The 23,834-nt window shown below is 71.7% G+C and carries 19 protein-coding genes and 1 tRNA gene; 17 read left to right on the top strand and 3 right to left on the bottom strand.

Annotated features, from left to right (window positions below):
• Nucleotides 1-52: 52 nt before the first annotated feature.
• The 16 genes from EOE48_RS26690 (at nucleotide 53) to EOE48_RS26610 (ending at nucleotide 17,150) form a co-directional block, all read left to right on the top strand.
• Nucleotides 53-128: transfer RNA gene (locus EOE48_RS26690), tRNA-Phe, on the top strand.
• 531 nt (nucleotides 129-659) lie between these two features.
• Nucleotides 660-1,610 carry a LysR family transcriptional regulator gene (locus tag EOE48_RS26680; protein ID WP_127733923.1) on the top strand — a complete coding sequence of 317 codons (951 nt, stop codon included), beginning with the start codon at nucleotides 660-662 and terminating at the stop codon, nucleotides 1,608-1,610.
• A gap of 235 nt (nucleotides 1,611-1,845) precedes the next feature.
• Nucleotides 1,846-2,571 carry an HAD-IA family hydrolase gene (locus tag EOE48_RS26675; protein ID WP_127733922.1) on the top strand — a complete coding sequence of 242 codons (726 nt, stop codon included), beginning with the start codon at nucleotides 1,846-1,848 and terminating at the stop codon, nucleotides 2,569-2,571.
• A 2-nt stretch (nucleotides 2,572-2,573) separates the two neighbouring features.
• Nucleotides 2,574-3,875 (top strand): NAD(P)/FAD-dependent oxidoreductase, encoded by a 1,302-nt coding sequence (locus tag EOE48_RS26670; protein WP_127733921.1) that lies wholly within the window; start codon nucleotides 2,574-2,576, stop codon nucleotides 3,873-3,875.
• A gap of 132 nt (nucleotides 3,876-4,007) precedes the next feature.
• Nucleotides 4,008-4,910 (top strand): LysR substrate-binding domain-containing protein, encoded by a 903-nt coding sequence (locus tag EOE48_RS26665; RefSeq protein ID WP_127733920.1) that lies wholly within the window; start codon nucleotides 4,008-4,010, stop codon nucleotides 4,908-4,910.
• 102 nt (nucleotides 4,911-5,012) lie between these two features.
• Complete coding sequence (locus EOE48_RS26660) at nucleotides 5,013-6,560, top strand: FAD-dependent oxidoreductase (protein ID WP_127733919.1); 1,548 nt, start codon at nucleotides 5,013-5,015, stop codon at nucleotides 6,558-6,560.
• A 32-nt stretch (nucleotides 6,561-6,592) separates the two neighbouring features.
• Nucleotides 6,593-7,399, top strand: coding sequence for a transporter substrate-binding domain-containing protein (locus tag EOE48_RS26655; RefSeq protein ID WP_425463693.1), 807 nt, complete (start codon nucleotides 6,593-6,595; stop codon nucleotides 7,397-7,399).
• A gap of 171 nt (nucleotides 7,400-7,570) precedes the next feature.
• Nucleotides 7,571-8,317 carry an amino acid ABC transporter permease gene (locus EOE48_RS26650; protein ID WP_127733917.1) on the top strand — a complete coding sequence of 249 codons (747 nt, stop codon included), beginning with the start codon at nucleotides 7,571-7,573 and terminating at the stop codon, nucleotides 8,315-8,317.
• Entirely contained in the window at nucleotides 8,314-9,150 is an 837-nt protein-coding gene (locus EOE48_RS26645) for an amino acid ABC transporter permease (protein ID WP_127733916.1), read from the top strand. Before EOE48_RS26650 ends, EOE48_RS26645 begins: the two co-directional genes overlap by 4 nt.
• Complete coding sequence (locus EOE48_RS26640; RefSeq protein WP_127733915.1) at nucleotides 9,137-9,919, top strand: amino acid ABC transporter ATP-binding protein; 783 nt, start codon at nucleotides 9,137-9,139, stop codon at nucleotides 9,917-9,919. Before EOE48_RS26645 ends, EOE48_RS26640 begins: the two co-directional genes overlap by 14 nt.
• 664 nt (nucleotides 9,920-10,583) lie before the next feature.
• On the top strand, nucleotides 10,584-11,474 hold the full coding sequence (locus EOE48_RS26635) for a pyrroline-5-carboxylate reductase family protein (protein ID WP_127733914.1): 891 nt from the start codon (nucleotides 10,584-10,586) through the stop codon (nucleotides 11,472-11,474).
• Nucleotides 11,465-13,525, top strand: a complete 2,061-nt coding sequence (locus EOE48_RS26630) for an NADH:flavin oxidoreductase (protein WP_127733913.1) — start codon at nucleotides 11,465-11,467, stop codon at nucleotides 13,523-13,525. The genes EOE48_RS26635 and EOE48_RS26630 overlap by 10 nt, the downstream gene beginning before the upstream one ends.
• 1 nt (nucleotide 13,526) lies before the next feature.
• A complete protein-coding gene (locus EOE48_RS26625; RefSeq protein WP_127733912.1) occupies nucleotides 13,527-14,696 on the top strand; it encodes a mandelate racemase/muconate lactonizing enzyme family protein in 1,170 nt (389 codons plus the stop codon).
• 271 nt (nucleotides 14,697-14,967) lie between these two features.
• Nucleotides 14,968-15,540 carry a sigma-70 family RNA polymerase sigma factor gene (locus EOE48_RS26620; protein ID WP_127733911.1) on the top strand — a complete coding sequence of 191 codons (573 nt, stop codon included), beginning with the start codon at nucleotides 14,968-14,970 and terminating at the stop codon, nucleotides 15,538-15,540.
• 23 nt (nucleotides 15,541-15,563) lie between these two features.
• Nucleotides 15,564-16,340 carry an anti-sigma factor family protein gene (locus tag EOE48_RS26615; RefSeq protein ID WP_127733910.1) on the top strand — a complete coding sequence of 259 codons (777 nt, stop codon included), beginning with the start codon at nucleotides 15,564-15,566 and terminating at the stop codon, nucleotides 16,338-16,340.
• 99 nt (nucleotides 16,341-16,439) lie between these two features.
• Nucleotides 16,440-17,150 carry a Bax inhibitor-1/YccA family protein gene (locus EOE48_RS26610; RefSeq protein WP_127733909.1) on the top strand — a complete coding sequence of 237 codons (711 nt, stop codon included), beginning with the start codon at nucleotides 16,440-16,442 and terminating at the stop codon, nucleotides 17,148-17,150.
• A 336-nt stretch (nucleotides 17,151-17,486) separates the two neighbouring features.
• Here EOE48_RS26610 and parC read toward each other — a convergent pair whose 3' ends face one another.
• From parC to EOE48_RS26595, 3 genes are read right to left on the bottom strand one after another with little or no spacing between them, the layout of a single operon-like run.
• Nucleotides 17,487-19,733: a DNA topoisomerase IV subunit A gene (gene parC, locus EOE48_RS26605; RefSeq protein ID WP_127733908.1), complete on the bottom strand. Its 2,247-nt coding sequence runs from the start codon at nucleotides 19,731-19,733 to the stop codon at nucleotides 17,487-17,489.
• A gap of 58 nt (nucleotides 19,734-19,791) precedes the next feature.
• A complete protein-coding gene (recO, locus tag EOE48_RS26600) occupies nucleotides 19,792-20,532 on the bottom strand; it encodes a DNA repair protein RecO (RefSeq protein WP_127733907.1) in 741 nt (246 codons plus the stop codon).
• A 47-nt stretch (nucleotides 20,533-20,579) separates the two neighbouring features.
• Nucleotides 20,580-22,496, bottom strand: coding sequence for a PAS domain-containing hybrid sensor histidine kinase/response regulator (locus EOE48_RS26595; RefSeq protein ID WP_187371561.1), 1,917 nt, complete (start codon nucleotides 22,494-22,496; stop codon nucleotides 20,580-20,582).
• Nucleotides 22,497-23,142: 646 nt separating this feature from the next.
• Here EOE48_RS26595 and EOE48_RS26590 point away from each other — a divergent pair.
• Nucleotides 23,143-23,834, top strand: a 692-nt coding sequence (locus EOE48_RS26590) for a chemotaxis protein CheA (protein WP_127733905.1), incomplete at its 3' end; no start/stop codon positions are given.

The following is a 23,834-nucleotide window of genomic DNA, read 5'->3' as shown; positions in this document are numbered from 1 at the left end:
CTCGCCCCCACTATACCCCCGCCATCGCCGCTGCCGCAGCGCAGCCAGGCGGGCCCAGGTAGCTCAGTTGGTAGAGCATGCGACTGAAAATCGCAGTGTCGGCGGTTCGATTCCGTCCCTGGGCACCATCGACTTTCTAAGATCCAGCAAAATCTAGTCTTTCCGCGATCCATCCCGCACCTTGGTCGCGGGTGTGGGAATGACCGGCGCCTCGCGGGCGAGCCGCGCGTTGTTCGCCGTCCGCGTGTCGGTCGCGCTTTCCCGGCTTTCCAGCGGCCATCCCAGCAGCGCGTTGAGGGGCGGCTCCGGCCTCGTTCGCCCGGCGCACCCCCGCCTTCCGGCAAACGTCGCGAAACTCGTTGCCGAACGGCCGGCCCTTTCTCGATATGATGAAGGTCAGGTTGCCAGCCCTCCACGCCTGACGGCGGTCCGCCAGCGCCACGGGGGCGGCCCGCCAGCCCGGCGGCACGGAAAGCCGTACCGGACCGATCGGCCTGAACCGGGATCATGTTCGGCTCGGATGGACACGGCTTTTTGGACGATTCGTCCAGAAACCGTATCGAAGCCCGCGCGGCACCTGGGCACGGTCGGTTTCCGCGTCGCGAAGCGATCCCGCAGGGATCGCCGGGCGATCAATCGGAAACCGTACGAGAGGCGCCATGAACCCGCTTCGACGCATGCTGCCGTCCCATCACGCCCTGTTCGTGTTCGAAGCGGTGGCACGCAACATGAGCTTCACCCGGGCCGCGGCGGAGCTGAACGTGACCCAGCCGGCGGTCAGCAAGGCGATGGCACAGCTCGAGCGCCATCTCGGCGTGCGCCTCATCGACCGCTCGGGCGACGGCATCGCGCTGACCGACGACGGGGCGATCCTCTACCGCCGGGTGGCGGACGGCTTCAGGGGCATCGAGGCGGCTTTGCGCGAGATCGACGTCCGCCGCACCGGCATCGACACGATCACGCTCTCCCTGTCCTCGGCCTTCACCACCCACTGGCTGATGCCGCGCATCAACGTCCTGCAGGAGACCTTTCCGACCGTCGATTTCCGCTTCCAGCTCATCCCGGCGCTGCTCGCCGGCCCGGTCGACGACGTCGATCTCGGGATGCGCTTCGTCGAAGGCCCGGACCTCGACCACGAGGCCGTCTTCCTGATGAACGAGGTGATGGTGCCGGTCTGCAGCCCGGCCTATCTCGCCGGTCGCAAGGCCGCCCCGGAGGGCCGCACCACCTTCGTCAACCTCACGGCCTCCTCGCCGATGTGGACCGGGGGGGTCGATCCGGAACCGGGCTGGAACGGCGCGCGGACCTCGCTCAACTTCTCCGACTACGCCGTGGTGCTTCAGGCCGCCCTCCTCGGGCAGGGCGTCGCGCTCGGCTGGATGAGCGTGGTCTCGCACTGGCTCGCGACCGGCGACCTCGTGCCGGCGGCGCCCCGGCTCACCCGCACGGCGCGGGCCTGCCAGCTCATCCACCTGCGCTCGCGGCCGCTGCGCCGCTCCGTCGCCGCGGTGCGGGACTGGCTCGTCGCCGAGATGCGGGCCGACGTCGCCCGGGTCGACCGCCTCTATCCCGAACTCGGCCTCGGCCGGAGCTGCTTCGACGCGTCATAACCCCGGGTTATGAGCCTGCGGATTTTTTGGACATTGAAGCCGGACGCGGATTTTGTGAGCCTTCCCTCCGTCCGGCGGCACAGGACGGGATGGCGGCCTCTCGCGCGATCGCGGCGTCGGACCCGGACCGCCCTGCCGGGCCTCGGGCGATCGCTTCGCCGCCCCCCCGCCCCTCTCGACGCGGTCGCCGCTTCGGCGGAGCGCGCCCGAACCCCGGTCTCCCGAAAGGCTCCCCATGTCCGCCCCCTCTCTCGACAGCTTCAAGGTTCTCACCTTCGACGTCGTCGGCACCCTGATCGATTTCGAGACGGGCATCCTCGACCAGATGCGCGCCGCCTCGGGCCGCAGCCCGGAGGAGCTGAGCGACGCCCGGATCTTCGCCTCCTATCTCAAGGGCCGCGAACTCCATCACGGGCGCTCCAGCGAGGTCTTCGCCGACGTCTACCGTCATGTCGCCAGCGAGTTCGGCTTCCCGAACACCGACGCCGATGCCGACGCGTTCCAGCTCTCGGTGCTGCGCTGGCCGGCCTTCGCGGATTCGGCGGCGGCCCTGAAGCGCCTGCGCAAGCATTACCGCCTCGTCGCGATGACCAATGCCGACCGCTCGGCCTTCTCGTTCTATTCCAACACGCTCGGCACGCCCTTCCACGACAGCGTGACCTACGACGAGACCGGAGTCGCCAAGCCCGACCCGCAGTTCTTCGCCTTCAACCGCGGCCGCCAGTCGGCCTTCGGCTACCGGCAGAGCGACATCCTCCACGTCGCCCAGAGCCAGTACCACGACATCGGCGTCGCCCGGGACCTCGGCTACACCGTGTGCTGGATCGAGCGCCGCCAGGGCCTCGACGGCTTCGGCGGCACGCCCGAGCCCGCGCGGATGACCACGCCCGACTACCACTTCCCGACGCTGGAAAAGCTCGCCGACGCCGTCGACGCGGCCTTCGCCGGCCGGCGGGCCTGACCATGGATGCCTTCCCGAAGCCTCCGGCCGCCTCGCTCTGGGCCGCCGGCGCGATGCCGGCCGGACGCTTCGGGCCGCTCGACCACGACGTCCAGGCCGATGTCGCGGTCGTCGGCGGCGGCTATACCGGCCTCACGGCGGCCCTGGCGCTGGCGGAGCGCGGCGAGCGCGCGGTGGTGCTGGAGGCCAGCACGATCGGCTGGGGCGCCAGCGGGCGCAACGGCGGCGTCGTCTCGGCGAAGTACCGCCCTTCGTTCCAGGCCCTCGCGGGCCGGCACGGGATCGCGGTGGCCAAGCGCATGCACGCCATCGCGTATGCCTCGGTGGAAACCCTGGAGCGGCTGATCGCCGAGCACGGCATCGCGGAAGCCGGCTACGCCCGGGTCGGCCAGCTCAAATGCGCCCACACGCCCGCCACCCTGGCGGCGGCCGTCGCCGACGGCGAGTGGATGCGCCGCGAGATGGGCGACGGTTCGGTTTCGGTCCTGCCCCGCGAGGCGGTGGCGGCCGAGACCGGCTCGCAGGATTTCGTCGGCGGCGTCCTCTCGCAGAAGGCCGGCGGCCTGCACCCGCTCAACTATGCCAGGGGGCTGGCCCGGGCGGTGTCGGCCAAGGGCATCGCGATCCACGAGGCGAGCCCGGCCTTGCGCTTCCATCGCGAGGCGGGCGGCATCCGGGTCGAGACGCCGGGCGGCTCGGTGCGGGCGCGCCGGGTGATCGTGGCGACGAACGGCTACACCGACCTCACCGCGGCGCCGGCGCCCTTGCGCACCCGCCTGATTCCGTTCCGCAGCGCGATCCTCGCCACCGAGCCGCTGTCGGACAACCTGCGCGCCGCGATCCTGCCGAGCCGGCGGATCTGCGTCGAGACCCGGCGGATGATGCGCTGGTTCCGCATGGTCGACGACCGGATGGTGTTCGGCGGCCGCGGCGCCTTCGGGCGCCAGGATTCCGAGGCCGCCTTCGCGACCCTGAGGCGGGCGATGGTGCGCACCTTCCCGGCGCTCGCCGACACCCCGGTCGCCTATCGCTGGTCGGGCCTCGTCGGGATGACGCTGGATGCGCTGCCGCATGTCGGCCGGCTCGACGACCGGATCAGCTTCGCCATGGGCTACAATGGCGCCGGGGTCGCGATGTCGAGCCACCTGGGAGGCCTCGCGGCCTCGTTCGCCCTCGGCGAGACCCCCGACGTGGCGCTCCTCGGCGCCGGCGGCTTCCAGCCCGTGCCGCTCTACGGCTTGCGCGAGCCGGTGGTCCGGCTCGTCGCCGGCTGGTACCAGTTCCTCGACGCGATCGGCCGCTGACGATGCCCGGCGGCGGGACGGCGCACCGGGACGATGGCGGGCCCGACGCCGGGCAGGGACCGGATCCGCGTCGCACGGGAGGGCGCCCGATCGTAGTCTGTCGCGATCGCACGTGTCGTCAGGCCGCCATCGATGAAACTGCTCTATCTCGCGGCGTTCCGCGCCGTCATGCTGACCGGGACGGTGAGTGCGGCCGCGGAGGTGCTCGGACGCAGCCAGCCCGCCGTGAGCCGCCTCCTCGACAAGCTCGAGGCGGAACTCGGCGCGAAGCTGTTCGAGCGCCGCCGCGGGCGGGTCGTCCCGACCGCCACCGCGCAGCTCCTCCTCGACGAGGTCGAGCGGGCCTACGTCTCGCTCGACTCGCTGAAGACCTTCGCCTCCCGGGTCGCGGAGGGCGAGAGCGGCCGCGTCTCGGTCGCGGTGCTGCCGGCGCTCGGCCTCAGCTTCGTCCCGGCGGCGGTCGCGGCCTTCGCCCGGGACTGGCCGCGGACCCGGGTGCTGCTCAACGTGCAACTCTCGGCCCAGGTCGAGGAATGGGCGGCGGCGCAGCAGGTCGATTTCGGCTTCGCCGAGATGCCCGTGAAGCGCTCGGGCTTCCGCACCGAGATCTTCAGCGACCACCCCTACCTGCTCGCCGTCCCGCGCGGCCATCCGCTCGCCGGGCGGGGCCAGGTCGGGCCGTCGGACCTGCGCGGCGAACCGTTCATCGTCGGCTCCTCCTTCACCGCCATGGGGCAGTTGCTGCCCCAGGCCTTCCGGACCAGCGGCGTGCCGCTGGAGGTCCGGTTCGAGGCGCCGCTCTCGATGGCGGTGTACGAGCTGGTCAAGCAGGGCGTCGGGATCGGCCTCGTCGATCCCTACACCGCCCTGACGCAGGCCGACGAGCGGGCCCGGCTGCTGCGCTTCGCGCCGACCATCCCGTTCAACGTCGCGCTCCTGCGCCCCGACGCGCGCCCGGCCAATTCGGCCGCCGAAGCCCTGCTGGAGCGGGTGGCCTCGGAGCGCGACCGCCTGATGGCGCGATTCCCCGGCTGAGCCCGGTATGTGAAACGCGCATAACGATCCGCGAACAATCAATTTTGCGCATTCTCGATTTTGTCGTTCACTCCGTCGGGTCGCTGACTTTGAGGAAAGCCGGTGAGTAAAGCCCCGCAGAGCCAAGCATTGGGCGCGAGCCGTTACGACGTCGTCATCATCGGCGGCGGCATCAACGGCACGAGCGCGGCGCGCGAGCTCACCGCGGCCGGATACCGGGTGCTGCTCGCCGAGATGTCCGACCTCGCCAACGGTGCGTCGAGCCGGTCGTCGCGGATCCTGCATTGCGGCCTGCGCTACTTCGAGACGCCGCGGCCGCTGCGCACCTTCCTGTCCTCGCCCCGGCGCCTCGCCGGCGCGGCCGGCATGGCGCGGGCGGCGATGCAGGCGCGCGCCGAGCTGAGCGCCCTGCGGCCGGAGGTCTGCCGGCCGTTCACGATGTGCTTTCCGGTCTATCGCGGCGGCGCCGTCGCGGGCTGGCACCTCGATCTCGGCTTCCGCCTGCTCGCGGCTCTCGGGCCGGCGCGGCCCTCCCTCGACTACCGGCGGATCGCGCGGGACTTCGACCGGCACGTGCCCTTCGCGGGCGACCTGCGCGACCGCGCGCACCTGCACGCCATCGCCACCTATCGCGAATACATCATCGACTCGCCCGACCGGCTCTGCGTGGACGCCGCCCTCGAGGCCGAGCGCGGCGGGGCGGAGCTGCGGCTGTTCACCCGGGCCACGATCGCCGGGCGCGCGGAGGCCGGCGGCTGGCGCCTGCACCTGTCGGGCCGGAACGGCGTCGAGGCCGTCGAGGCGCCGGTCGTGCTCAACCTCGCCGGGACGTGGTCCGACGCGGTTCTCGCCGGGATCGCGCCGGAGCCGCGGACTCCGCTCGTGACCGGCACCAAGGGGTCGCACATCGTCGTCCGGCTGCCGCCGCGCTATGCCGGTCACGGCATCGCCTGCCTGCACCGCGGCGGCCTGCCCTTCTACTGCCTGCCGCTCGGCGGCGATCTGTTCTGCTTCGGCCCGACCGAGACGCCCTACGAGGGCGACGCCACCGAGGCCGTCGCCACCGACGAGGACGTCGCCTTCCTGCTCGGCGAGGCCAACTTCCTCCTTCCCGGCCTGCGGCTGCGGCGCTCCGACATCGTCTTCACCTGGGCCGGCGTGCGGCCGCTCGGCTTTGCTGCCGGGCAGCCGATGGGGCGCCGGGTGCGCACGATCCACGATCTCGCGGAGCGCGGCCTGCCCGGGATCTTCGCGATGACCGCGGGGCCGGTGATGTCCCACTTGAGCGCCGGCCGCGAGCTGCGGGACGCGGTCGCCCGCGTGATCCCGCCATCCGGGCGGCCGCCCCCACGGCCCCTTCCGCGGCCGGATCCCGGCGCGGACGGTGCGGAGAGGCTGCGCCGCGCCGTCGTGGCGGAGCACGCCCGCGACCTGGAGGGCCTCCTCTACACGCGCACGGGGCTTGCGTGGGGCCGCCATCTCGACCGGCATGCCGTCGCGAGCGCGGCGCAGTCCGTGTCCGACCTGCTCGGATGGTCGCCGGGCGAGGCGGCGAGGCAGGTCGAGCGCTTCATGCAACAGCAGGATTCCCGGTTCGGGCGGCGAGCGGCCGACGGGATGTCGACCGCCAGGATGGAGGCAGAGACATGATGCAGGGCAGACGCACGAGAACCGGGGCGGCCGTGGCGGCCCTTCTGGCCGGCACCCTCGCGACATCGCCCGCGAGCGCGGCCGACCGCCTGAAGGAGATCCTCGAACGCGGCGTGGTGCGGGTCGGGCTTCAGGGCGCCTTCAAGCCGTGGTCCTTCCCGGCGCCCGACGGAACCCTGCAGGGGATCGAGGTCGATCTCGCCAAGTCGGTGGCCGACACGCTCGGGGTCAAGCTCGAGCCGGTCGTCATCACCTCGGCCAACCGCATCCCCTACCTCCAGCAGGGCAAGATCGACCTCATCATCGGCGGCATGTACGATGCCAGCGACCGCCGCAAGATCGTCGGGATGATCGAGCCGGCCTACTGGTCGTCCGGGCCGACCCTGCTGGCCAGGAAGGGCACGATCAAGGACTGGAAGGACATCGCCAACAAGCCGGTCTGCGGCAAGCAGGGCAACTACTACAACAAGCAGGTGCAGACCGACTTGCAGGCGAACCTGATCGCCTTCGCGGGCAACACCGAGGGCAAGGAGGGCTTGCGCGCGGGCAAGTGCGTCGCCTGGCTCTACGACGACGTCAGCATCATGGCCGACCTCGCCCAGCCGGAATGGGAGGGCTACGAGATGCCCGTCCCGGTGCTCTACAACAATCCCTGGGCCGCCGCCGTGCCGCTCGACGAGCGCGACAAGGCTTGGGGCACCTTCATGACCGGCATGGCCTATCGCTGGCAGGCCAGCGGCACGCTGATCGAGCTCGGCCGGAAGTGGGGCGTGACCCTCTCGGACTGGTTCGCCCAGCAGAACCAGAAGATGCGCTGGGACACCTCCTACCTCAAGTGAGGCCGAGGTCTCGTCCGACGCCCGGCCGGTGGCGTCGGGCGATCCTGTCGGATCGCGTCGCACGGCGGAAGTCGCCTCCGCTCACGCGCCGCGGGCCGGCGAGGCGACTCCCGTTCGGAATCGCCCGGACGCCGCAACGCAAGGCCCGGCTCGAACATTGAGGCAGACGCGATGCTGGAACTGATCGGGCCGTTCTTCCGCGACCTGAACGACCGGACGGGGTGGAACTTCAACGTCTTCTACGATCCGTACGAATACGGCCGGTTCCTGGCGGGCGCGGCGACGACCCTCCAGCTCATCGGCTGGTCGCTGGCGCTGTCGCTGGTGATCGGGGTGCTCGGGGCCTGGGCGCAGAGCGCCCGCTCCCGGGCGTTGCGCTGGGGCGTCGACGCCTACATCCAGGCGTTCCGCAACACCCCGCCGATGATCCAGCTCCTGTTCTTCTATTTCGGCCTCGGGGCCTTCACGCCGGCGGTGGACATGGGCGGGTACAGCCAGCCGGTGATCTCCTCCTTCGCCTGGGCGGTGATCGCGCTCGGCATCTTCGGCGGCGCCTTCAACGTCGAGATCTTCCGGGCGGGCATCGAGGCGGTACCCGACGCGACCCTGGAGGCCGCCGAGAGCCTCTGCTTCTCGCGCCTCCAGACCTATCTTTACGTCACGCTGCCGCTGGCATTCCGCATCAGCCTGCCGGCGCTGACCAACAACCTCGTCAGCTTGGCCAAGACGACGTCGCTCGCCTACATCATCACGGTTCCGGAGATGACCTACGTGCTCAATCAGGTCTGGTCCGACAACCTGAACGTTCCGGAGATGATGCTGGTCCTGTTCGGGTTCTACATCACCGTCGTGACGCTGCTGGCCGCCGGCCTGCACGCGGTCGAGCGCCGGCTCGTGCTCCCGGGATACGGCCGATGAGACAGCCGGCCTTCCAGCTCGGCATGGCGCGCCTGCGCGACGGTGGGGTCCTGCGGGGCTTGAGGGCCTGGCACGTCGCGGTCGTGCTCCTGGCCCTCGCGGTCTCCCTCGCCGCGGCGGCGACGCGCTTGGGCACCCTCGGGTCTCCGTCCTCGGCGCTCGCCGCCCTGATCGACTACGCCCCGTTCATCCTGCGCGGCTTCGCCCTCAACCTCGCCATGAGCGTGCTGGCGATGGCGATCGCGACGGTGCTGGGGATCGGGCTCGGCCTGATGCAGATCAGCGAGGCTCCGCTGATCCGGCTGCCGGCGCGGTTCGTCACGCATCTCCTGCGCAACTCGCCCTGGCTCGTGATCCTGTTCCTGGTGATGTACCTCCTGCCGATCGAGATCCGGCTGCCGGGCGGAGGGCGGATCCCGCTGCCGGACTGGGTCAAGGCCACCCTGGCCTTCGCGCTGCCGGTGATGGGCAACATCAGCGAGATCCTGCGCGGCGCGGTGCGCTTGATCCCGACGGGACAGTGGGAATCGGCCGAGGGCCTCGCCTTCACCCGCGGGCAGACCCTGCGCTACATCATCCTGCCGCAATGCATCCGCCGCGGCATCCCGCCCTGGATGAACTGGTACGCCCTGCTGACCCTGTCGACCCCGATGGCGTCGATCTTCAGCGTGCACGAGGCGGTGTCGAACGCCCAGGCGAGCATGGAGGCGGCCGGCGCCCGCCCGGAGCTTCTGCTGCCGTTCTACCTGTTCCTGCTGTGTCTGTTCTTCGTCTACATCTATCCCATCGCGGTGTGGACGCGCCTGTTGGAGCGCCGCTATGCTGTTCGCTGATCCCATCGCCGCGGGGCCGGCAGCCATCCCCCAGGATCGCCGCGCCCTCGTCTCGCTGCGCGACGTCCGCAAGTCCTACGGCGCCTTCGAGGTGCTGAAGGGCATCAGCCTCGATGTCGGCAAGGGCGAGGTGGCGTGCATCATCGGGCCGTCGGGCTCCGGCAAGTCGACCCTGATCCGCTGCATCAACGGCCTCAGCCCGATCCAGGACGGCTCGATCACCGTCGACGGGCAGGAGGTCAACGACCCGAAGCTCGACAAACTCTCCCTGCGCCGGAAGGTCGGGATCGTCTTCCAGCAATACAACCTGTTCCCGCACAAGACGGTGCTGGAGAACGTCATGCTGGCGCCCCTCAAGGTCCTGCGGGAACCGCGGGCGCAGGTGGAGGAGCGGGCGCTGAGCCTCATCGCCAAGGTGCGGCTGACGGGCAAGGAGCGCGCCTATCCGGGCGAGCTGTCCGGCGGGCAGCAGCAGCGCGTCGCCATCGCCCGCAGCCTCGCGATGCGCCCCGAGGTGATGCTGTTCGACGAGGTGACCGCGGCGCTCGATCCCGAGACCGTCAAGGAGGTGCTCGCCACCATCCGGGAACTCGCCGCCGAGGGCATGACCTGCATCCTGGTGACCCACGAGATGGGCTTCGCCCGCGAGGTCGCCCACCACGTCTACTTCACGGATGGCGGCGTCATCGTCGAGGACGGACCGCCCGACCGGATCTTTCGCGAGGCCCAGGACCCGCGGACGCGGCAGTTCCTGAGCCAGGTTCTCTGATGCCGTGTTCGCGTGATCGGGACGGGTCAGTATCGAGCGCGTCTCCCCTCTCCCGTGTGGGAGAGGGGCCGGGGGATCGAAGATCCCGCACCGGCCTGTGGCCCGCGAGAGGGTGGCTCGTGTTCAGAATGAGCCGCGAACCGTTGAGCTGCCCAGCTCGACCGTTGTTGCTTAGGCCTGACACCGAGCCACCCTCACCCCTACCCCTCTCCCACACGGGAGAGGGGATCCCGCGCTTGACTGGTGAAGGAACAGATCAGGCGGACATCTTGTGAGAGCCTGTTTGAGCGATGGTCCATCGTATTCATCGCGCGAAGCACCCCTTTCCCGGACGACTGAAGCGATAGCGGAAGGAGATCCGGGATCCAGACGTCAGATGTGCCCCGAAGCGGCTCAGCCTGACAGCACTGTCGCTGGGTATGGACGCTTCGCGACTTGTTGTGCTGGATCCCGGATCTCCTTCCACTGCGTTCCAGTCGTCCGGGAAAGGGAGCTTGTTCTTTAGATCGAGAGTCAAACAGGCTCTGAATGGAAGACGAGGCGAGCCCCGTCCGCGTGCCCCTCCGGCACCGGGCGATGGCGGGCGCGTGCCCGAACGCCGGGGGCGGCACACCGCCCCCGCTTTGCCCCACGAGGGAGGTTCGAGTCCCATGACGTGCATTCCATGACCACCGCCCCCCCTCCCCCCGCGCCGGCACCGACGGTCGGCCTGATCGGGCTCGGGCGGATCGGAACGGTGCTGCTCACGGCCCTGCGCCGCTTCGCCCCGGAGGCGCGGGTCGTCGTCGCCGGACGCGATCCGGCGCGGACCGCCGCCGCGGCGGCGTCCTGGCCCGGCGTGGCGACCCTGGAGGCCGCGCGCCTCGCCGCGGAGGCCGACATGGTGGTGCCGTGCGTGCCTCCGGAGGCGTATCGCGCCGAGGTGGCGGCGCTCGCCCCGCACATGCGGGCGGATGCCCTCCTGGTCGTCGTCACCAACGCGATCCCGCTCCGGGATCTCGGGCCCCTCTGCGACCGCCCGATCGTCCGGGTGATCCCCTCGCCGGCGCAGGCCGTGGGGCGGGGCGTCGCCCTCGTCACCCCGGGCCCCGGCGCCGGGCCCGGCGAGGTCGAGCGGGTCGTCGCCCTGCTCCGCCGGTTCTGCCGTCCGGTCGTCGTGGATCCGGCGGACGGGCGCGTCGCCGCGAACCTCGCCGGATCCGCGCCCGCGATCCTGGCGGCGTTCTGCGCGGCCTTCCTGGACGCCAACGCCGCCCGGGCCACCGTCTCGGGCCCGGCGGAGCTGCGCGCCATGATGGTGGAATCCGTCGCGGCGCTCGCCGCCCTCCTCGCCGAGGGCGCGCGCTTCGAGGACGTCGTCGCGCGCACCGCCACCCCTGGCGGCACCACCGAGGCGGCGATCACCGCGCTCGATGCCCGCGCCCTCGGCGAACGCCTCGTCGCGGCGACGGTCCGGCGCGAGGCGCAACTGCTCGGCCTCGCTCCCCCTCCTCCCCTCGCCCGGGGCGGCTCCGCCCCGTCCCCCTCCCTGTCCGGAGAGTTCCCATGCCGTTAGCCGAAGCGATCATCCCGTCCGCCGCGACGTCCCGCGACCCGCTGCTCCAGCCGCTGCGGATCAAGAACCTCGTCCTGCGCAACCGGGTCATGAGCACCAGCCATGCCGCCGGCCTGGAGGAGGGCGGCATGCCGAGGGAGCGCTACCAGCTCTACCACCTCGAGAAGGCCAAGGGCGGGATCGGCCTCAGCATGTTCGGCGGCTCCTCGAACGTGGCGCCGGACAGCCCCAACATCTTCCGCCAGCTCAACGTCGGCACCGACGAGATCATCCCCTGGCTGCAGCAATTCTCGGCGCGCATGCATCAGGAGGGTGCGGCGCTGATGGTGCAGATCACCCATCTCGGCCGCCGCGGCGAGCCCTACGGCGACCGATGGCTGCCGACGATCGGCCCCTCGGCGATCCGCGAGACGCTGCACCGCTCCTTCCCCAAGGAGATGGACGACCACGACATCCGGCGCGTCGTGAAGGCCTATGCCGCGGCAGTGCGGCGCTGCCGGGACGGCGGCCTCGACGGCGTCGAGACCCTGGCGGGCGGCCACCTCATCGGCCAGTTCCTCTCGCCGGCGACCAACCGGCGGACCGACCGCTACGGCGGGTCGCTGGAGAATCGCTGCCGCTTCGCCCTCGACGTCTTCGAGGCGATCCGCCGCGAGGTCGGCGACGACTACGTGGTGGGCATGCGCTACGCCGTCGACGAGGGCGAATCGGGCCTGTCGGCGGGCGACGCCATCAAGGTGGCGCAGCTCCTCGAGCGCACCGGCATGCTCGACTTCTTCAACGCCATCGTCGGCCGGATGGACACCGAGCGGGCGCTCGCCGTCGACAACATGCCCGGCATGGCCTCGCCGATCGCGCCGTGGCTGGCCCAGGTCGGGGCGTTCAAGCGCGAGGTCGGGCTGCCGGTCTTCCACGCCGCCCGGGTCTCCGACATCGCGACCGCCCGCCACGCGATCCGCGAGGGGCTCCTCGACATGGTGGCGATGACCCGCGCCCACATCGCCGACCCGCACATCGTGCGCAAGATCGCGGCCGGCGAGGAGGACAGGGTGCGCCCCTGCGTGGGGGCGACCCACTGCCAGTCGCCCCACCGGCCGCACTGCCTCCACAATCCCTCGACGGGACGCGAGGGGGTCTTGCCCCACGAGATCCCCCGCTCCGAGCGGGCCGGCCGCAAGGTCGTGGTGGTCGGCGGCGGCCCCGCCGGCCTGGAGGCGGCCCGGGTCGCGGCCCTGCGCGGCCACGCGGTCGTGCTGCTGGAGGCCGGGCCCAAGCTCGGCGGTCAATTGCTGCTCGGCCAGCGAGCGAGCTGGCGGCGCGACGTGATCGGCATCGTCGACTGGCGCGCCGAGGAGATCCGGCGCCTCGGGGTGCGGGTGGAGACCAACCGCTACGCCGAGGCGGACGACGTGCTCGCCGAGGCGCCGGACGCGGTCGTCGTGGCCACCGGCGGCGTACCCGACATCGACTGGATCCCCGGCGCGGAGCATTGCGACAGCGTCTGGGACGTGATCGGCGGCACGCTGCCGCTCTCCGGCGACATCCTGGTCTACGACGGCACCGGGCGCCACCCGGGTCCCCAGGCCGCCGAGGCCGCGGCGCAGGACGGCCGCAAGGTGCAGCTGGTGTCGATCGACGCCCAGCTCGCCCAGGAACTGACCTACGCCGAGCGCATCATCTGGAAGAAGCGGATCTACGAGCTTGGCGTGCCGACGACCTTCGACCACGCCATCGTCGGGGTCGAGCGTCGCGGCAACCGCCTCGTCGCGACCTTCCGCAACCTCGCCACCGAGGAGACCATCGAGCGCGACGCCGACCGCATCCTGGTGGAGCACGGCACGCGGCCGGCGGACGACCTCTACCACGCGCTCCGGCCCCGTTCGGCCAATGACGGCGTCACGGATCTCGACGCGCTCCTCGCCGGCACCGCGCAGCCGCTGACCTGGCGGCCCGAGGCCGGGATCGAGCTGCACCGGATCGGCGACGCGGTCGCCAGCCGGAACGTGCACGCGGCGGTGCTCGACGCGCTGCGCCTGTGCCGGACGCTCTGACATGCGGGTGCGACGGATCCGCGTCTACGTGGTCGAGAGCGGCGGCCTGCGGCCGGTCATCCTCGAGATGACCACCGACGACGGCACGGTCGGCCTCGGCGAGGCGGCGCTCGCCTACGGCCTCGGCGGAACGGCGGCGGCCGCGATGATCGGGGAACTCTGCGAGCGCTGCGTCCTCGGCCGCGATCCGTTCCGGATCGAGGCGATCTGGTCGGAGATGGTCGACCAGAGCTTCTGGGCCAAGGGCGGCGGCCCTGTCGTCTTCGCGGCGATGAGCGCGATCGAGCAGGCGCTCGTCGACATCAAGGCGCGGGCCCTCGGCGTGCCCGCCTACGATCTTCTCGGCGGGCGCGTCCACGACGCGCTGCCGGCCTATGCCAACGGCTGGTACTTCGGCTGCACCGACGCCGCCGACCTGCCGCGCTTCGCCGCGGCGGCGGTGGCCGACGGTTACGACGCGCTGAAGGCCTATCCCCTCGCGACGATCCTCGAGACCGGCCGGCTCCGGCACCCGTCGCGCCGCGGCGTGTCGGACGGCGACCTGCGGCGGCGGGGCGTCGCGGTCGTCGCGGCCCTGCGCGCCGCCCTCGGGCCCGGGCCTTCGCTGATGCTCGACCTCAGCGGCGGCCTCACCCCCGACGAGACGATCCGCTTCTGCCGCGAGGTCGAGGACTTCGACATCGCCTTCGTGGAAGAGCCCGCGGATCCGTTCGACCCGCAGGCGCTGGCCAAGATCGCCGCCGGGATCTCCCAGCCGATCGCCGTCGGCGAGCGCGTCTACACCCGCTACGGCTTTCGCGACCTGCTCGCCGGGCGCGCCATCGACATCCTGCAGCCCGACCTCGGCAACACCGGCGGCATCCTGGAGGGCCGCAAGATCGCCGCGATGGCCGAGGCCTACGGCGTCAAGGTTCAGCCGCACGTCTGCGCCAGCGCCCTGTCGACGGCGATCGCGATGCATTTCAGCGCCGCGACTCCGAACATCGCCCTCCAGGAGCACTTCCCGTACTGGGCCAGGATCCCGGGCCACACCGAGCTGCTGGAGAACCCGATCGAAGAGCGGGTCTCGGGCGGGACGATCCCGGTGCTGGACGCGGCCGGGTACGGCGTCACGCTCCGTGCCGACGTCCTCGGGGATTGCCGGCGAGTGGAACTTCGGGCCCCGGCGTGACGTGAGCCTCCCGAACGAGGATCGCCCGTCCGCGCTCACGAGCCTGCTGCGGCGGGACAGAAGCCGGGCGAGCGGGCGCCCGGGACGGCCACCTCGTGCGGGCGGCGTCGAACGGGGCCTCGTCCGGCCGGGAGAAGCGCACCGCTTCCCGCCCGTGGGCACCCGGGCCGCACGCGGCGGGGGCGGGCGCGTGGCACTTCCCCGGATGCCCTCGATGCAGGAAAATCGCCGCGCGCGGGATGACGAACCCCTCCCCGCCCGTTCACAGGACATGAGACCTCGCAAGCGCCTCGACGTCGTCGACCTGCTGGTGCCCCTGCGGCGCTACGCCCGTTCGCTCACCCGCGATCCGGTCCAGGCCGACGACCTAGTCCACGACACGCTGGTGCGGGCGCTGGAGCGCGGCGGCAACCTGCGGCCGGGCACCAACCTGCGCACCTGGCTGATGACGGTGCTGCACAACGCCTTCATCGACGACCAGCGCCGGCGCAAGGTCGAGGCGCGCTACGCCGACGCCCTCGCCCACATCTCGGGCGAGGCGGTGCCGGCGCCCCAGGAAGGGCAGGTGCGCCTCGCCCAGATCCGCGAGGCGTTCGACCGCCTGCCCGAGGAGCAGCGGGCGGCGCTGCACCTCGTGACGATCGAGGGCATGGCCTACCAGGAGGCCGCCGACGTCCTCGGCATCCCGATCGGCACGCTGATGTCGCGGCTCGGCCGCGGACGCGCGGCCCTGCGCAACTTCGAGAGCGGCGCCGGCCGGCAGGCCCAGACCCAGGCCGAGACGCCCGAGACGTCCCGCGCCCCCCGGCTGCGGGTGGTCCAGGGCGGCGCCGGCCAGTCGTGAATCCGCAAGAGGAGAATGGAGCGATGATCGATCCGGTCACCGAAGCGGACCTGAACGCCTATATCGACGGCCAGCTCGATCTCGGACGCCGGATCGAGGTCGAGGGCCATCTCGCCGACAACCCGGAGATCGCCGCCCGGGTGATGGCCGACCTGCGCGGCCGCGACGCCCTCACCGCCGCCTTCGCACCGGCGCATCCGAACCTGCGGCCGGCCCCGGTCCCCGAGCGGATCGCCGCGGCGGCACGCCGGCTCGACCGCGCCCTGGTCTGGCGTCGCATCGGCGCCCGCTTCCAGCGCGCGGCGGTGATCGCGATGCTGGTCGGGGCCGGCTGGCTCATGCATGCCGAGACCGGCAGCTTCGGGGTGCCGGGGCTGGAGGCCGCGCCGCATTCGCCGGCCTTCGTCGAGGACGCGATCCAGGCGCGCCAGACCGCGCTGGTGCGCGCCCGCATGGCCTCGCAGCGCCCGACCCCCGCCTACGACCGCAAGGAGGTCGAGGCCGCGACCGGCATCACCCTGCCCGACCTGCCGCAGGACTGGCAGGTCCACGACCTCCAGGTGTTCCCCGCGCGCAGCGGCGCCGGGGTCGAGGTCGCGATCCGGGCCGGGTCGCTCGGCGAGGTCGCGCTGTTCGCGACCCGCACCCGCGACGCCGCGGCGATCGCCCCCGAGACCGCCCGCTCGGGCGACGCGGTGACGATCTACTGGAAGGACGGCCACGCCGCCTACGCCCTCAGCGGCGCCAACGAGCCGGCCCTCGGCCGCGCCGCGGCCCAGCTCGCCGCCCTGCGCCCCTGAACCTGTTCCCGGGGCGTCGCCGTCCCGGTCCCTTCTCGATCCTGACCGGCGCCGCGATGCGTCGCGACGACCCGTGTCCGCCCCCAACCGGAGCCCCCGATGAACAGCCCCTACGCCTGGCAGGCGCAGACCGTCCCCGCCGGCGCCGCCTTCGACGAGGGCCTGCGGCAGCACATGCTGCGGGTCTACAACTACATGGGCCTCGGCCTCGCCCTGACCGGCCTCGTCGCGTTCTTCGTCGCCTCGACCCCGGCCCTGGCCCAGCCGATCTTCGGCACCCCGCTCAAGTACGTGGTGATGCTGGCGCCGCTCGGCTTCATCCTGTTCCTGTCGTTCCGCATCGAGCACATCTCGGCCGCCACCGCCCAGACCCTGTTCTGGAGCTTCTGCGCCGTGATGGGTCTGTCCCTGGCCTCGGTGTTCCTGGTCTTCACCGGGGCCAGCATCGCCCGCACGTTCTTCATCACCGCGGGGATGTTCGGGGCGACGAGCCTCTACGGCTACACCACCAAGCGCGACCTGTCGAAGATGGGCTCGTTCCTGATGATGGGCCTGATCGGGCTGATCCTCGCCTCGGTGGTCAACATCTTCCTCGGGTCGAGCGCGCTGCAATTCGCTATCTCGGTCATCGGCGTGGTGATCTTCACCGGACTGACCGCCTACGACACGCAGTCGATCAAGGAACAGTATTCCGAGCACTGGGGCCACGAGGCGACGAGCAAGCTCGCGGTGTTCGGGGCGCTGTCGCTCTACCTCAACTTCATCAACATGTTCCAGCTCCTGCTCAACCTGACGGGCGAGCGCGAGTAGAACAGGGCGGAAGGGGAGCCCCTCCCCCTTCCCGATCCGGACTTCCTCCGGCGGCTCGCGAGAGCCGCCTTTTTTTGTGCGCGGCGGATTCGAGGGAAGGGCCGCCCGGGAAAAAGAAGTGGCGCGTCTCCCCTCTCCCGAGTGGGAGAGGGGCCGGGGGTGAGGGTGGCTCGGGTCCAGGATAAAGAAATCACAGTTGAGCCGCGTAGCTCGACAGCCGGCGTTTTATTCTGTGGCCGAGCCACCCTCACCCCTACCCCTCTCCCACTCGGGAGAGGGGATCCCGCGCTTGATTTTAAAAGGAATTTCCCCTGGACAGCCGTGCCACCCGCAGGCTCACGGCCGGTTGGTCTTCGGGAAGCCGCGCGGGGCCATCGCCCCGACCGTGCCGCGATGCGACACCCACTTGGCGAGTTCCTCGCCGACGACGGCGCGGGTGCGGCCGGCGCTGTCGGGCCAGGTCAGCCCCTCGGCGAGCCTGATGACCGACAGGTAGGCGAGGCTGGCGTCGCGGTAGCGTTGCAGCCGCACGCCCTTGCCGCGGGCCATCTCCGGGACCTCGTTGAGCGGGAACACCACGAGCAGCCGGTTGTCGCCGCAGGCGACGACGTGGTCGCCGTCGCCGACCTCGATGCAGTGGCTCACCACCGCCTTGTCCTCCAGGGTCACGACGTGGCGGCCCTTGCGGGTGTTGGCGACGAGGCCGTCGACCGGCACCGTGAAGCCGCGCCCGTCGCTCGTCCCCATCAGCAGCCGGGTGCCGGCGCGAGAGGGCCACGCGGTGACGATCTCGGTGCCCTCGTCGAGGTCGACCATCAGCCGGATCGGGTCGCCGAAACCGCGCCCGCCCGGGAGCTTGGCGGCGTCGAGGGTGAAGACCTTGCCGTTGGTGGCGAGCACCAGGATCTTCGCCGTCGTCTCGGTCGGGAAGCCGAGCTTGAGCGAATCGTCGCCCTTGAACGCCACCGCCGACAGGTCGGCGACGTGGCCCTTGAGGGTGCGGATCCAGCCCTTCTGCGACACGATCACGGTGATCGGCTCGCGCTCGACCATCGCCTCCGAGAAGTCGATGCCGGTGGTGTCGGGCGGGTTCTCCAGGGTGGTGCGGCGCCGGCCGAGCGCGGTCTCCGGCCCGAAGGTCTTGCGCACGGCGCGGATCTGCTGGGTGATCGACTTCCATTGCAGCGGCTCGGAGCCGAGCAGCGCGTCGAGGTCGGATTTCTCCGCCGTCAGCGCGTCGTGCTCGCGCTTCAGCTCCATCTCCTCGAGCTTGCGCAGGGAGCGCAGGCGGGTGTCGAGGATCGCGTTCGCCTGCAACTCGGTGAGCGAGAACGCCCGCATCAGCTCGGCCTTCGGCTCGTCCTCCTCGCGGATGATCCGGATCACCCGGTCGAGGTCGAGATAGACGATCAGCAGGCCGCCGAGGATCTCGAGCCGCCGCTCGATCTGGGCGAGGCGGTGGCGCGAGCGGCGCTGGAGCACGGTGCGGCGGTGGTCGAGCCACTCGCGCAGGGCTTCCGACAGGCCGATCACGCGGGGCACCAGCCCGCCGACCAGCACGTTCATGTTGAGCGGGATCCGGCTCTCCAGCTCGGTGAGCCGGAACAGCGATTCCATCAGCACCACCGGATCGACGCTGCGCGAGCGCGGCTCCAGCACGACCCGCACGTCCTCGGCCGATTCGTCGCGCACGTCGGCGAGCAGCGGCAGCTTCCGCTCGGTCAGCAGCTCGGCCATCTTCTCGATCAGCCGCGCCTTCGGCACGCCGTAGGGAATCTCGGTGACGACGACGACCCAGGCGCCGCGGCCGAGATCCTCCCGCTGCCAGCGCGCCCGGACCCGGAAGCCGCCGCGGCCGGTGCGATACGCCTCGGCGATCGAGGCGGCGGAATCGATGACGATGCCGCCGGTCGGAAAATCCGGTCCCTTGACGAAGGTCGTCAGTTGCTCGGAGGTCGCCGCCGGATGGGCGATGAGGTAGAGCGCGGCCTCGCACAGCTCGGCGGCGTTGTGCGGCGGGATCGAGGTCGCCATGCCGACCGCGATGCCCTGCGAGCCGTTGGCGAGCAGGTTCGGGAACGCCGCTGGCAGAACGACCGGCTCCTCCTCCTGGCCGTCGTAGTTCGGACGGAAATCGACCGAATCCTCGTCGAGGCCGTCGAGGAGCAGGCGGGCGACCTCGGTCATCCGCGCCTCGGTGTAGCGCTGGGCCGCCGGGTTGTCGCCGTCGATGTTGCCGAAATTGCCCTGGCCGTCGACCAGCGGGTAGCGCTGGGCGAAGTCCTGCGCCATCCGCACCAGGGCGTCGTAGGCGGCCTGGTCGCCGTGCGGGTGGTACTTGCCGATCACGTCGCCGACGATGCGGGCGCATTTCTTGAACGCGCTGCCGGGATCGAGGCGCAGGAGCCGCATCGCGTACAGGATGCGGCGGTGGACGGGCTTCAGCCCGTCGCGGGCGTCGGGCAGCGCCCGGTGCATGATGGTCGAGAGGGCGTAGGCGAGGTAGCGCTCCTCGAGCGCCGCCTTCAGCTCGACGCTCTCGATGCCCTCGCGGTCGCCCGGCGGCTCGAACGGCTTACCCATGCCCCACTCCGGTCATCTCACGATCTGGCGGTCTCACGACCGGAACATAACACGAACATCAGCCCGCATCCGCGGTGCCGAGTGCGACGAATCGCGTGCGCTCCTCCGGCACCGGCAGGTCGCGCGGGCGCCAGACGCGCTGGTCGAGGAAGTAACCCGTTAAGGTAAACCCTTGCCGAACGTCCTCGGGCCCGGGCGCGTTGAGGCCGCGGCGGTCCGGCCGGTCGACCAGGAAATCCGGCAGCGCGAGCAGCCGGTCGCGCCAGGGCTCGCCGGCCTCGGCGCTGACCGCCCGGCCGGACTTGGGCGAGACGTACGCGAGGTAGTCGTTCGACCCGGTGGCGGCGCAGGCGCCGAGGTCGAGGCCGACGCCGAGCTCGGCCAGCATCGCCACCTCGAACCGCACCATCAGGGCGGGCGCGACCGCCCCGTCGTGCAGGTGCGCGACCAGGACCTTCGCCATCGCGAACAGGCCGGGATGGGGGTCGCGCTCGGGCAGCAGCCGCAGTAGGCCGGCGACGTGGCCGACGCCGTAGAGGGCGAGGCGCGAGCCCATCAGCCGGGCCGTCGCGCTCTCCAGCGGCTCGACCGCGAGGCTGCCGAGGCTCTCGTCGAGGCGCGCGCGCCAGACCGCGCGCACGAGGTTGCCGGGCTGGAGCACCGGCTGCATCCGGCGCGAGCGCCCGCCATGGACGAGGCCGAGATGGCGGCCATGCGCCTCGGTCATCAGTTCGAGGACGACGCCCGTCTCCCCGTGCCGCCGCGCCCCGAGAACGAGGCCGTCATCCTGCCACTGCATCGGCGAGAGATAGGCGCACCGCGCCCGCCTGTGAACGGCCGCCCGGTTCAGGCGGCGGTGTCGGCGGCCTCGCCGCTCATCCAGCGGGCGATGGTGGCGCTCAGCACCTCGCGGCGGAACGGCTTGCCGATGTGGTCGTCCATGCCGGCCTCGCGGCACTGGGCGATCTGCGGCGGCAGGACGTTGGCGGTCATCGCGATGATCGGCACCCGGCAGACCGGCCCCGGCAGGCGGCGGATCGCCCGGGTCGCGCTCAGCCCGTCCATGACCGGCATCTGCACGTCCATCAGGATCACGTCGTAGCTCCTGGTCAGGACCGCCTCGACCGCCTCGGCGCCGTCGCACGCGACGTCGACCTCGTAGCCGCTGGCCGCCAGGGCGGAGCGGACGAGCTCCTGGTTGAGCGGCATGTCCTCGGCCAGCAGGATCCGGCCTCCGGCCGCGGCGGGCAGGGCGGGCGCCGCGTCGTCGGCGCCCTGCCTCTCCTCCGGCGCGGGCGGCAGCGGCAGCACGAACCACAGGGTCGAGCCCTGGCCCGGCTTGCTGTCGAGCCCGATCGAGCCGCCCATCAGCGCGACGAGGCGGCGGCAGATCGCGAGGCCGAGGCCGGTGCCGCCGAAATGCCGGCGGATCGAGCCGTCGCCCTGGCTGAAGCGGCGGAACAGCCGGTCGCGCTGGCTCTGCGAGATGCCGATGCCGGTGTCGTTGACCGCGAAGTGCAGCCACGCCACGCCCTCGTCGGTCCGCTCGCGGTGGACCGAGAGCGTCACCGACCCGCTCGGGGTGAACTTGATCGCGTTGTTGAGCAGGTTGAGCAGCACCTGCCGCACCCGCCCGACATCGCCGACGACCTGCAGCGGCAGCGTCGGATCGAGATCGACGGCGATCCGCAACTGCTTCTTGGCCGCGATGGTGCGGATCATCGACACGGTGCCGTCGACGAGGTCGCGGACCACGAAGGGCTGGGGATCCAGCTCGACCCGCCCGGCCTCGATCTGCGAGAAGTCGAGGATGTCGTCGACCACCCGCAGCAGGGCGGAGCCGGCCTCGTGGACGTGGCCGAGATGGCGCTGGGTCTCGGGGTCGTGCGGCCGGTCGAGCAGCAGGTCGGTGAAGCCGAGCACGGCGTTGAGGGGCGTGCGGATCTCGTGGCTCATCGTGGCCAGGAACTCGCTCTTCGCCCGGCTGGCCTCCTCGGCCTGGTCGCGGGCCTCGGCGAGCGACCGCTCGGCCTCCTTGCGGGCGGTGACGTCGAGGGTCAGGCCGACGATGCGCGACGGCACGCCGGCCGGGTCGGTGAGCACCCGCCCGCGGCTCTGGATCCAGCGGACGTCCTCGCTGCCGTCGCGGATGCGGACCTCGACCATGAACGGGGTGTCGGTCGAGACCGCCTGGGTGACCGCGCTCCACAGGGCGGATCGGTCCTCGGCCTCGATCAGGGCGGTCCAGGTCGCCGAGGTGATGGTGCAGGCCTGCGCCGGCAGCCCGTGCAGGCGCGCGCCCTCCGGCGACAGCGCCAGCGCCCCCGAGCGCATGTTCCAGTCCCAGATGCCGGCCCCGGCCGCCGTCTGGGCGAGGAGCAGCAGGTTGCTGGTGGTCTCGAGGCTGCGCTCGGTGGCGGTCTCCTCGGTCGCCACGGCGGTCATCATCCAGGCCGGGGCGCCGTCGTCCCGCGGCACCGGGCTCGTGTCGACCCGGTGCCAGATCCACTCGCCGCCGCGGTCGCGCAGGCGCACGGTCACGCGGCTGGCCTGGCCGCGGGCCATCGCCGCCACCCGCACCTCGCCGCCCCGCAGCCGGTCCTCGGGGTGGATGCCGGTGCCGGTCCAGGTCTCCCCGGCGGCGAGATCGGGATGGCCGTCGCGGGCCTGGGCGTTGGCGTAGGCGGTCGCGCCGGCGGCGTCGAGCAGCCACGCCTTGTGCGGCAGGGCGTCGAGGAGCGCGGCCGCCGGGAGCCCGAGCATCTCCGGGTCGCGCCGGACGGGCGCCGGCTCGTCCCCGGAGCCGGCGCGAGGATGGCTCGGAGGCCCGGACTGATGATCCATCGATGCTCTGCCCCGGCTCTCCGACGGCGCCGCCACGGCTGCCTCACCCATGCGGCTGCACGACATGGGTTTCTGTCCCCCGGAGCTTCGCGAATGACGAATCGGACGAGCAGAAGCTCACCCTTGGTAGCTCAGGGCGGCGCAACATTCAAACGCCGCAAGTCGAATTATCGCAGGCGGTTGGTCGTCTCCGGCATCGGGTCGGGGCCCTGCACGTCATGTGGCGGCAGAAACATTGGCGCATCCGTTGTCTTGTGGGCTTGACATCGGGACATCGGCCTTTCTGGGGCACGGATCGTGCCACCGAACGCGGGGGCAACCGGGCCGGGAATTCGTCCCAGGACAATCGCTGAAGCGATGGCCCTGGAATTTGTGCGCGGCGGCCTGACGCGAGGTCGCGTCGACGGCCCGTCGGCCGGACGTTCGCGGTCCGGGCCCGGGGCGCGGTAACCATTTCGTGCGAATGTGGCGCTACACCCCTTGCGCGGGCATCGCCCGACATCTTCACGCCTGATTCGCCGGCTTCATGACGGGACGAAGGGCGTACCCGTGGAGTGCCCGGCTGATGATGCCTGTGGAGATCGATCCGAGCGAACGGCGGGCGGCGCCGGCCCGCCGCGGCGTGGGCCCGGTGCTTCTGCGGGCGGCCGCGGCTTGCGGCGCGGCCGCCGGTGCCGTGGGCCTCGCCGTCGCGGCCTATCCGTCCGTGGCCGCCCTGTGGGCGCCGCGCGCCTCGGCGGTCCATGTCGGGCGCATCGCCGACATGCCGGAGATCCGCGACGGGATCCCGGCGCTCAAGGCGTCGGCGGCCCCGGACGCGCCGCGGCCGGCCGAGCCCGACCCGGCGCCGCGACCGCCGGTCCGCACCGTGGCGATCCCGCCCGTCGGCACCAGGCCGGCGGAGGCGACCCAGACCGCGGAGCGCCCGCGCGACGCGGTGGTCACCGGCGCCCTCGCACCGGCGGCCTTCGCGCCGCCCGCGGCGGGCTTCACCCCGGCGGTCCTGCCACAGCCCACGATTGCGACGCCCCGCCCGGCGGCAGCGGAACCCACCGCGAGGCCGGCCCCGCCCGCCGCGAAGCCGCAGGAGGTCGTCGCCAGACCGGCGGAGCCCGTCATCAAGGCGGAGCCCGTCATCAAGGCGGCGGCGCCCGTCGTCAGGCCGCCGGCCCGGGCCGCCTCCCTCGACGCCGCGCCGCGCGGCGACGCCAGACCGCCCTCGGCCGAGCCGAAGCCGGCCGCCGCCGAGACGAAGCC

Source organism: Methylobacterium oryzihabitans, assembly GCF_004004555.2.
In the GTDB taxonomy this organism is placed as follows: Bacteria; Pseudomonadota; Alphaproteobacteria; order Rhizobiales; family Beijerinckiaceae; genus Methylobacterium; species Methylobacterium oryzihabitans.
Note: the sequence above shows the minus strand (reverse complement) of the source record. Positions and strands in the feature narration are given on the sequence as shown.

Coding starts and splice junctions, on each gene's coding strand:
- EOE48_RS26680 (WP_127733923.1), top strand. CDS start 660: ATGAACCCGCTTCGACGCATGCTGCCGTCCCATCACGCCCTGTTCGTG.
- EOE48_RS26675 (WP_127733922.1), top strand. CDS start 1,846: ATGTCCGCCCCCTCTCTCGACAGCTTCAAGGTTCTCACCTTCGACGTC.
- EOE48_RS26670 (WP_127733921.1), top strand. CDS start 2,574: ATGGATGCCTTCCCGAAGCCTCCGGCCGCCTCGCTCTGGGCCGCCGGC.
- EOE48_RS26665 (WP_127733920.1), top strand. CDS start 4,008: ATGAAACTGCTCTATCTCGCGGCGTTCCGCGCCGTCATGCTGACCGGG.
- EOE48_RS26650 (WP_127733917.1), top strand. CDS start 7,571: ATGCTGGAACTGATCGGGCCGTTCTTCCGCGACCTGAACGACCGGACG.
- EOE48_RS26645 (WP_127733916.1), top strand. CDS start 8,314: ATGAGACAGCCGGCCTTCCAGCTCGGCATGGCGCGCCTGCGCGACGGT.
- EOE48_RS26640 (WP_127733915.1), top strand. CDS start 9,137: ATGCTGTTCGCTGATCCCATCGCCGCGGGGCCGGCAGCCATCCCCCAG.
- EOE48_RS26635 (WP_127733914.1), top strand. CDS start 10,584: ATGACCACCGCCCCCCCTCCCCCCGCGCCGGCACCGACGGTCGGCCTG.
- EOE48_RS26630 (WP_127733913.1), top strand. CDS start 11,465: ATGCCGTTAGCCGAAGCGATCATCCCGTCCGCCGCGACGTCCCGCGAC.
- EOE48_RS26625 (WP_127733912.1), top strand. CDS start 13,527: ATGCGGGTGCGACGGATCCGCGTCTACGTGGTCGAGAGCGGCGGCCTG.
- EOE48_RS26620 (WP_127733911.1), top strand. CDS start 14,968: ATGAGACCTCGCAAGCGCCTCGACGTCGTCGACCTGCTGGTGCCCCTG.
- EOE48_RS26615 (WP_127733910.1), top strand. CDS start 15,564: ATGATCGATCCGGTCACCGAAGCGGACCTGAACGCCTATATCGACGGC.
- EOE48_RS26610 (WP_127733909.1), top strand. CDS start 16,440: ATGAACAGCCCCTACGCCTGGCAGGCGCAGACCGTCCCCGCCGGCGCC.
- parC (WP_127733908.1), bottom strand. CDS start 19,733: ATGGGTAAGCCGTTCGAGCCGCCGGGCGACCGCGAGGGCATCGAGAGC.
- recO (WP_127733907.1), bottom strand. CDS start 20,532: ATGCAGTGGCAGGATGACGGCCTCGTTCTCGGGGCGCGGCGGCACGGG.
- EOE48_RS26595 (WP_187371561.1), bottom strand. CDS start 22,496: ATGCTCGGGCTCCCGGCGGCCGCGCTCCTCGACGCCCTGCCGCACAAG.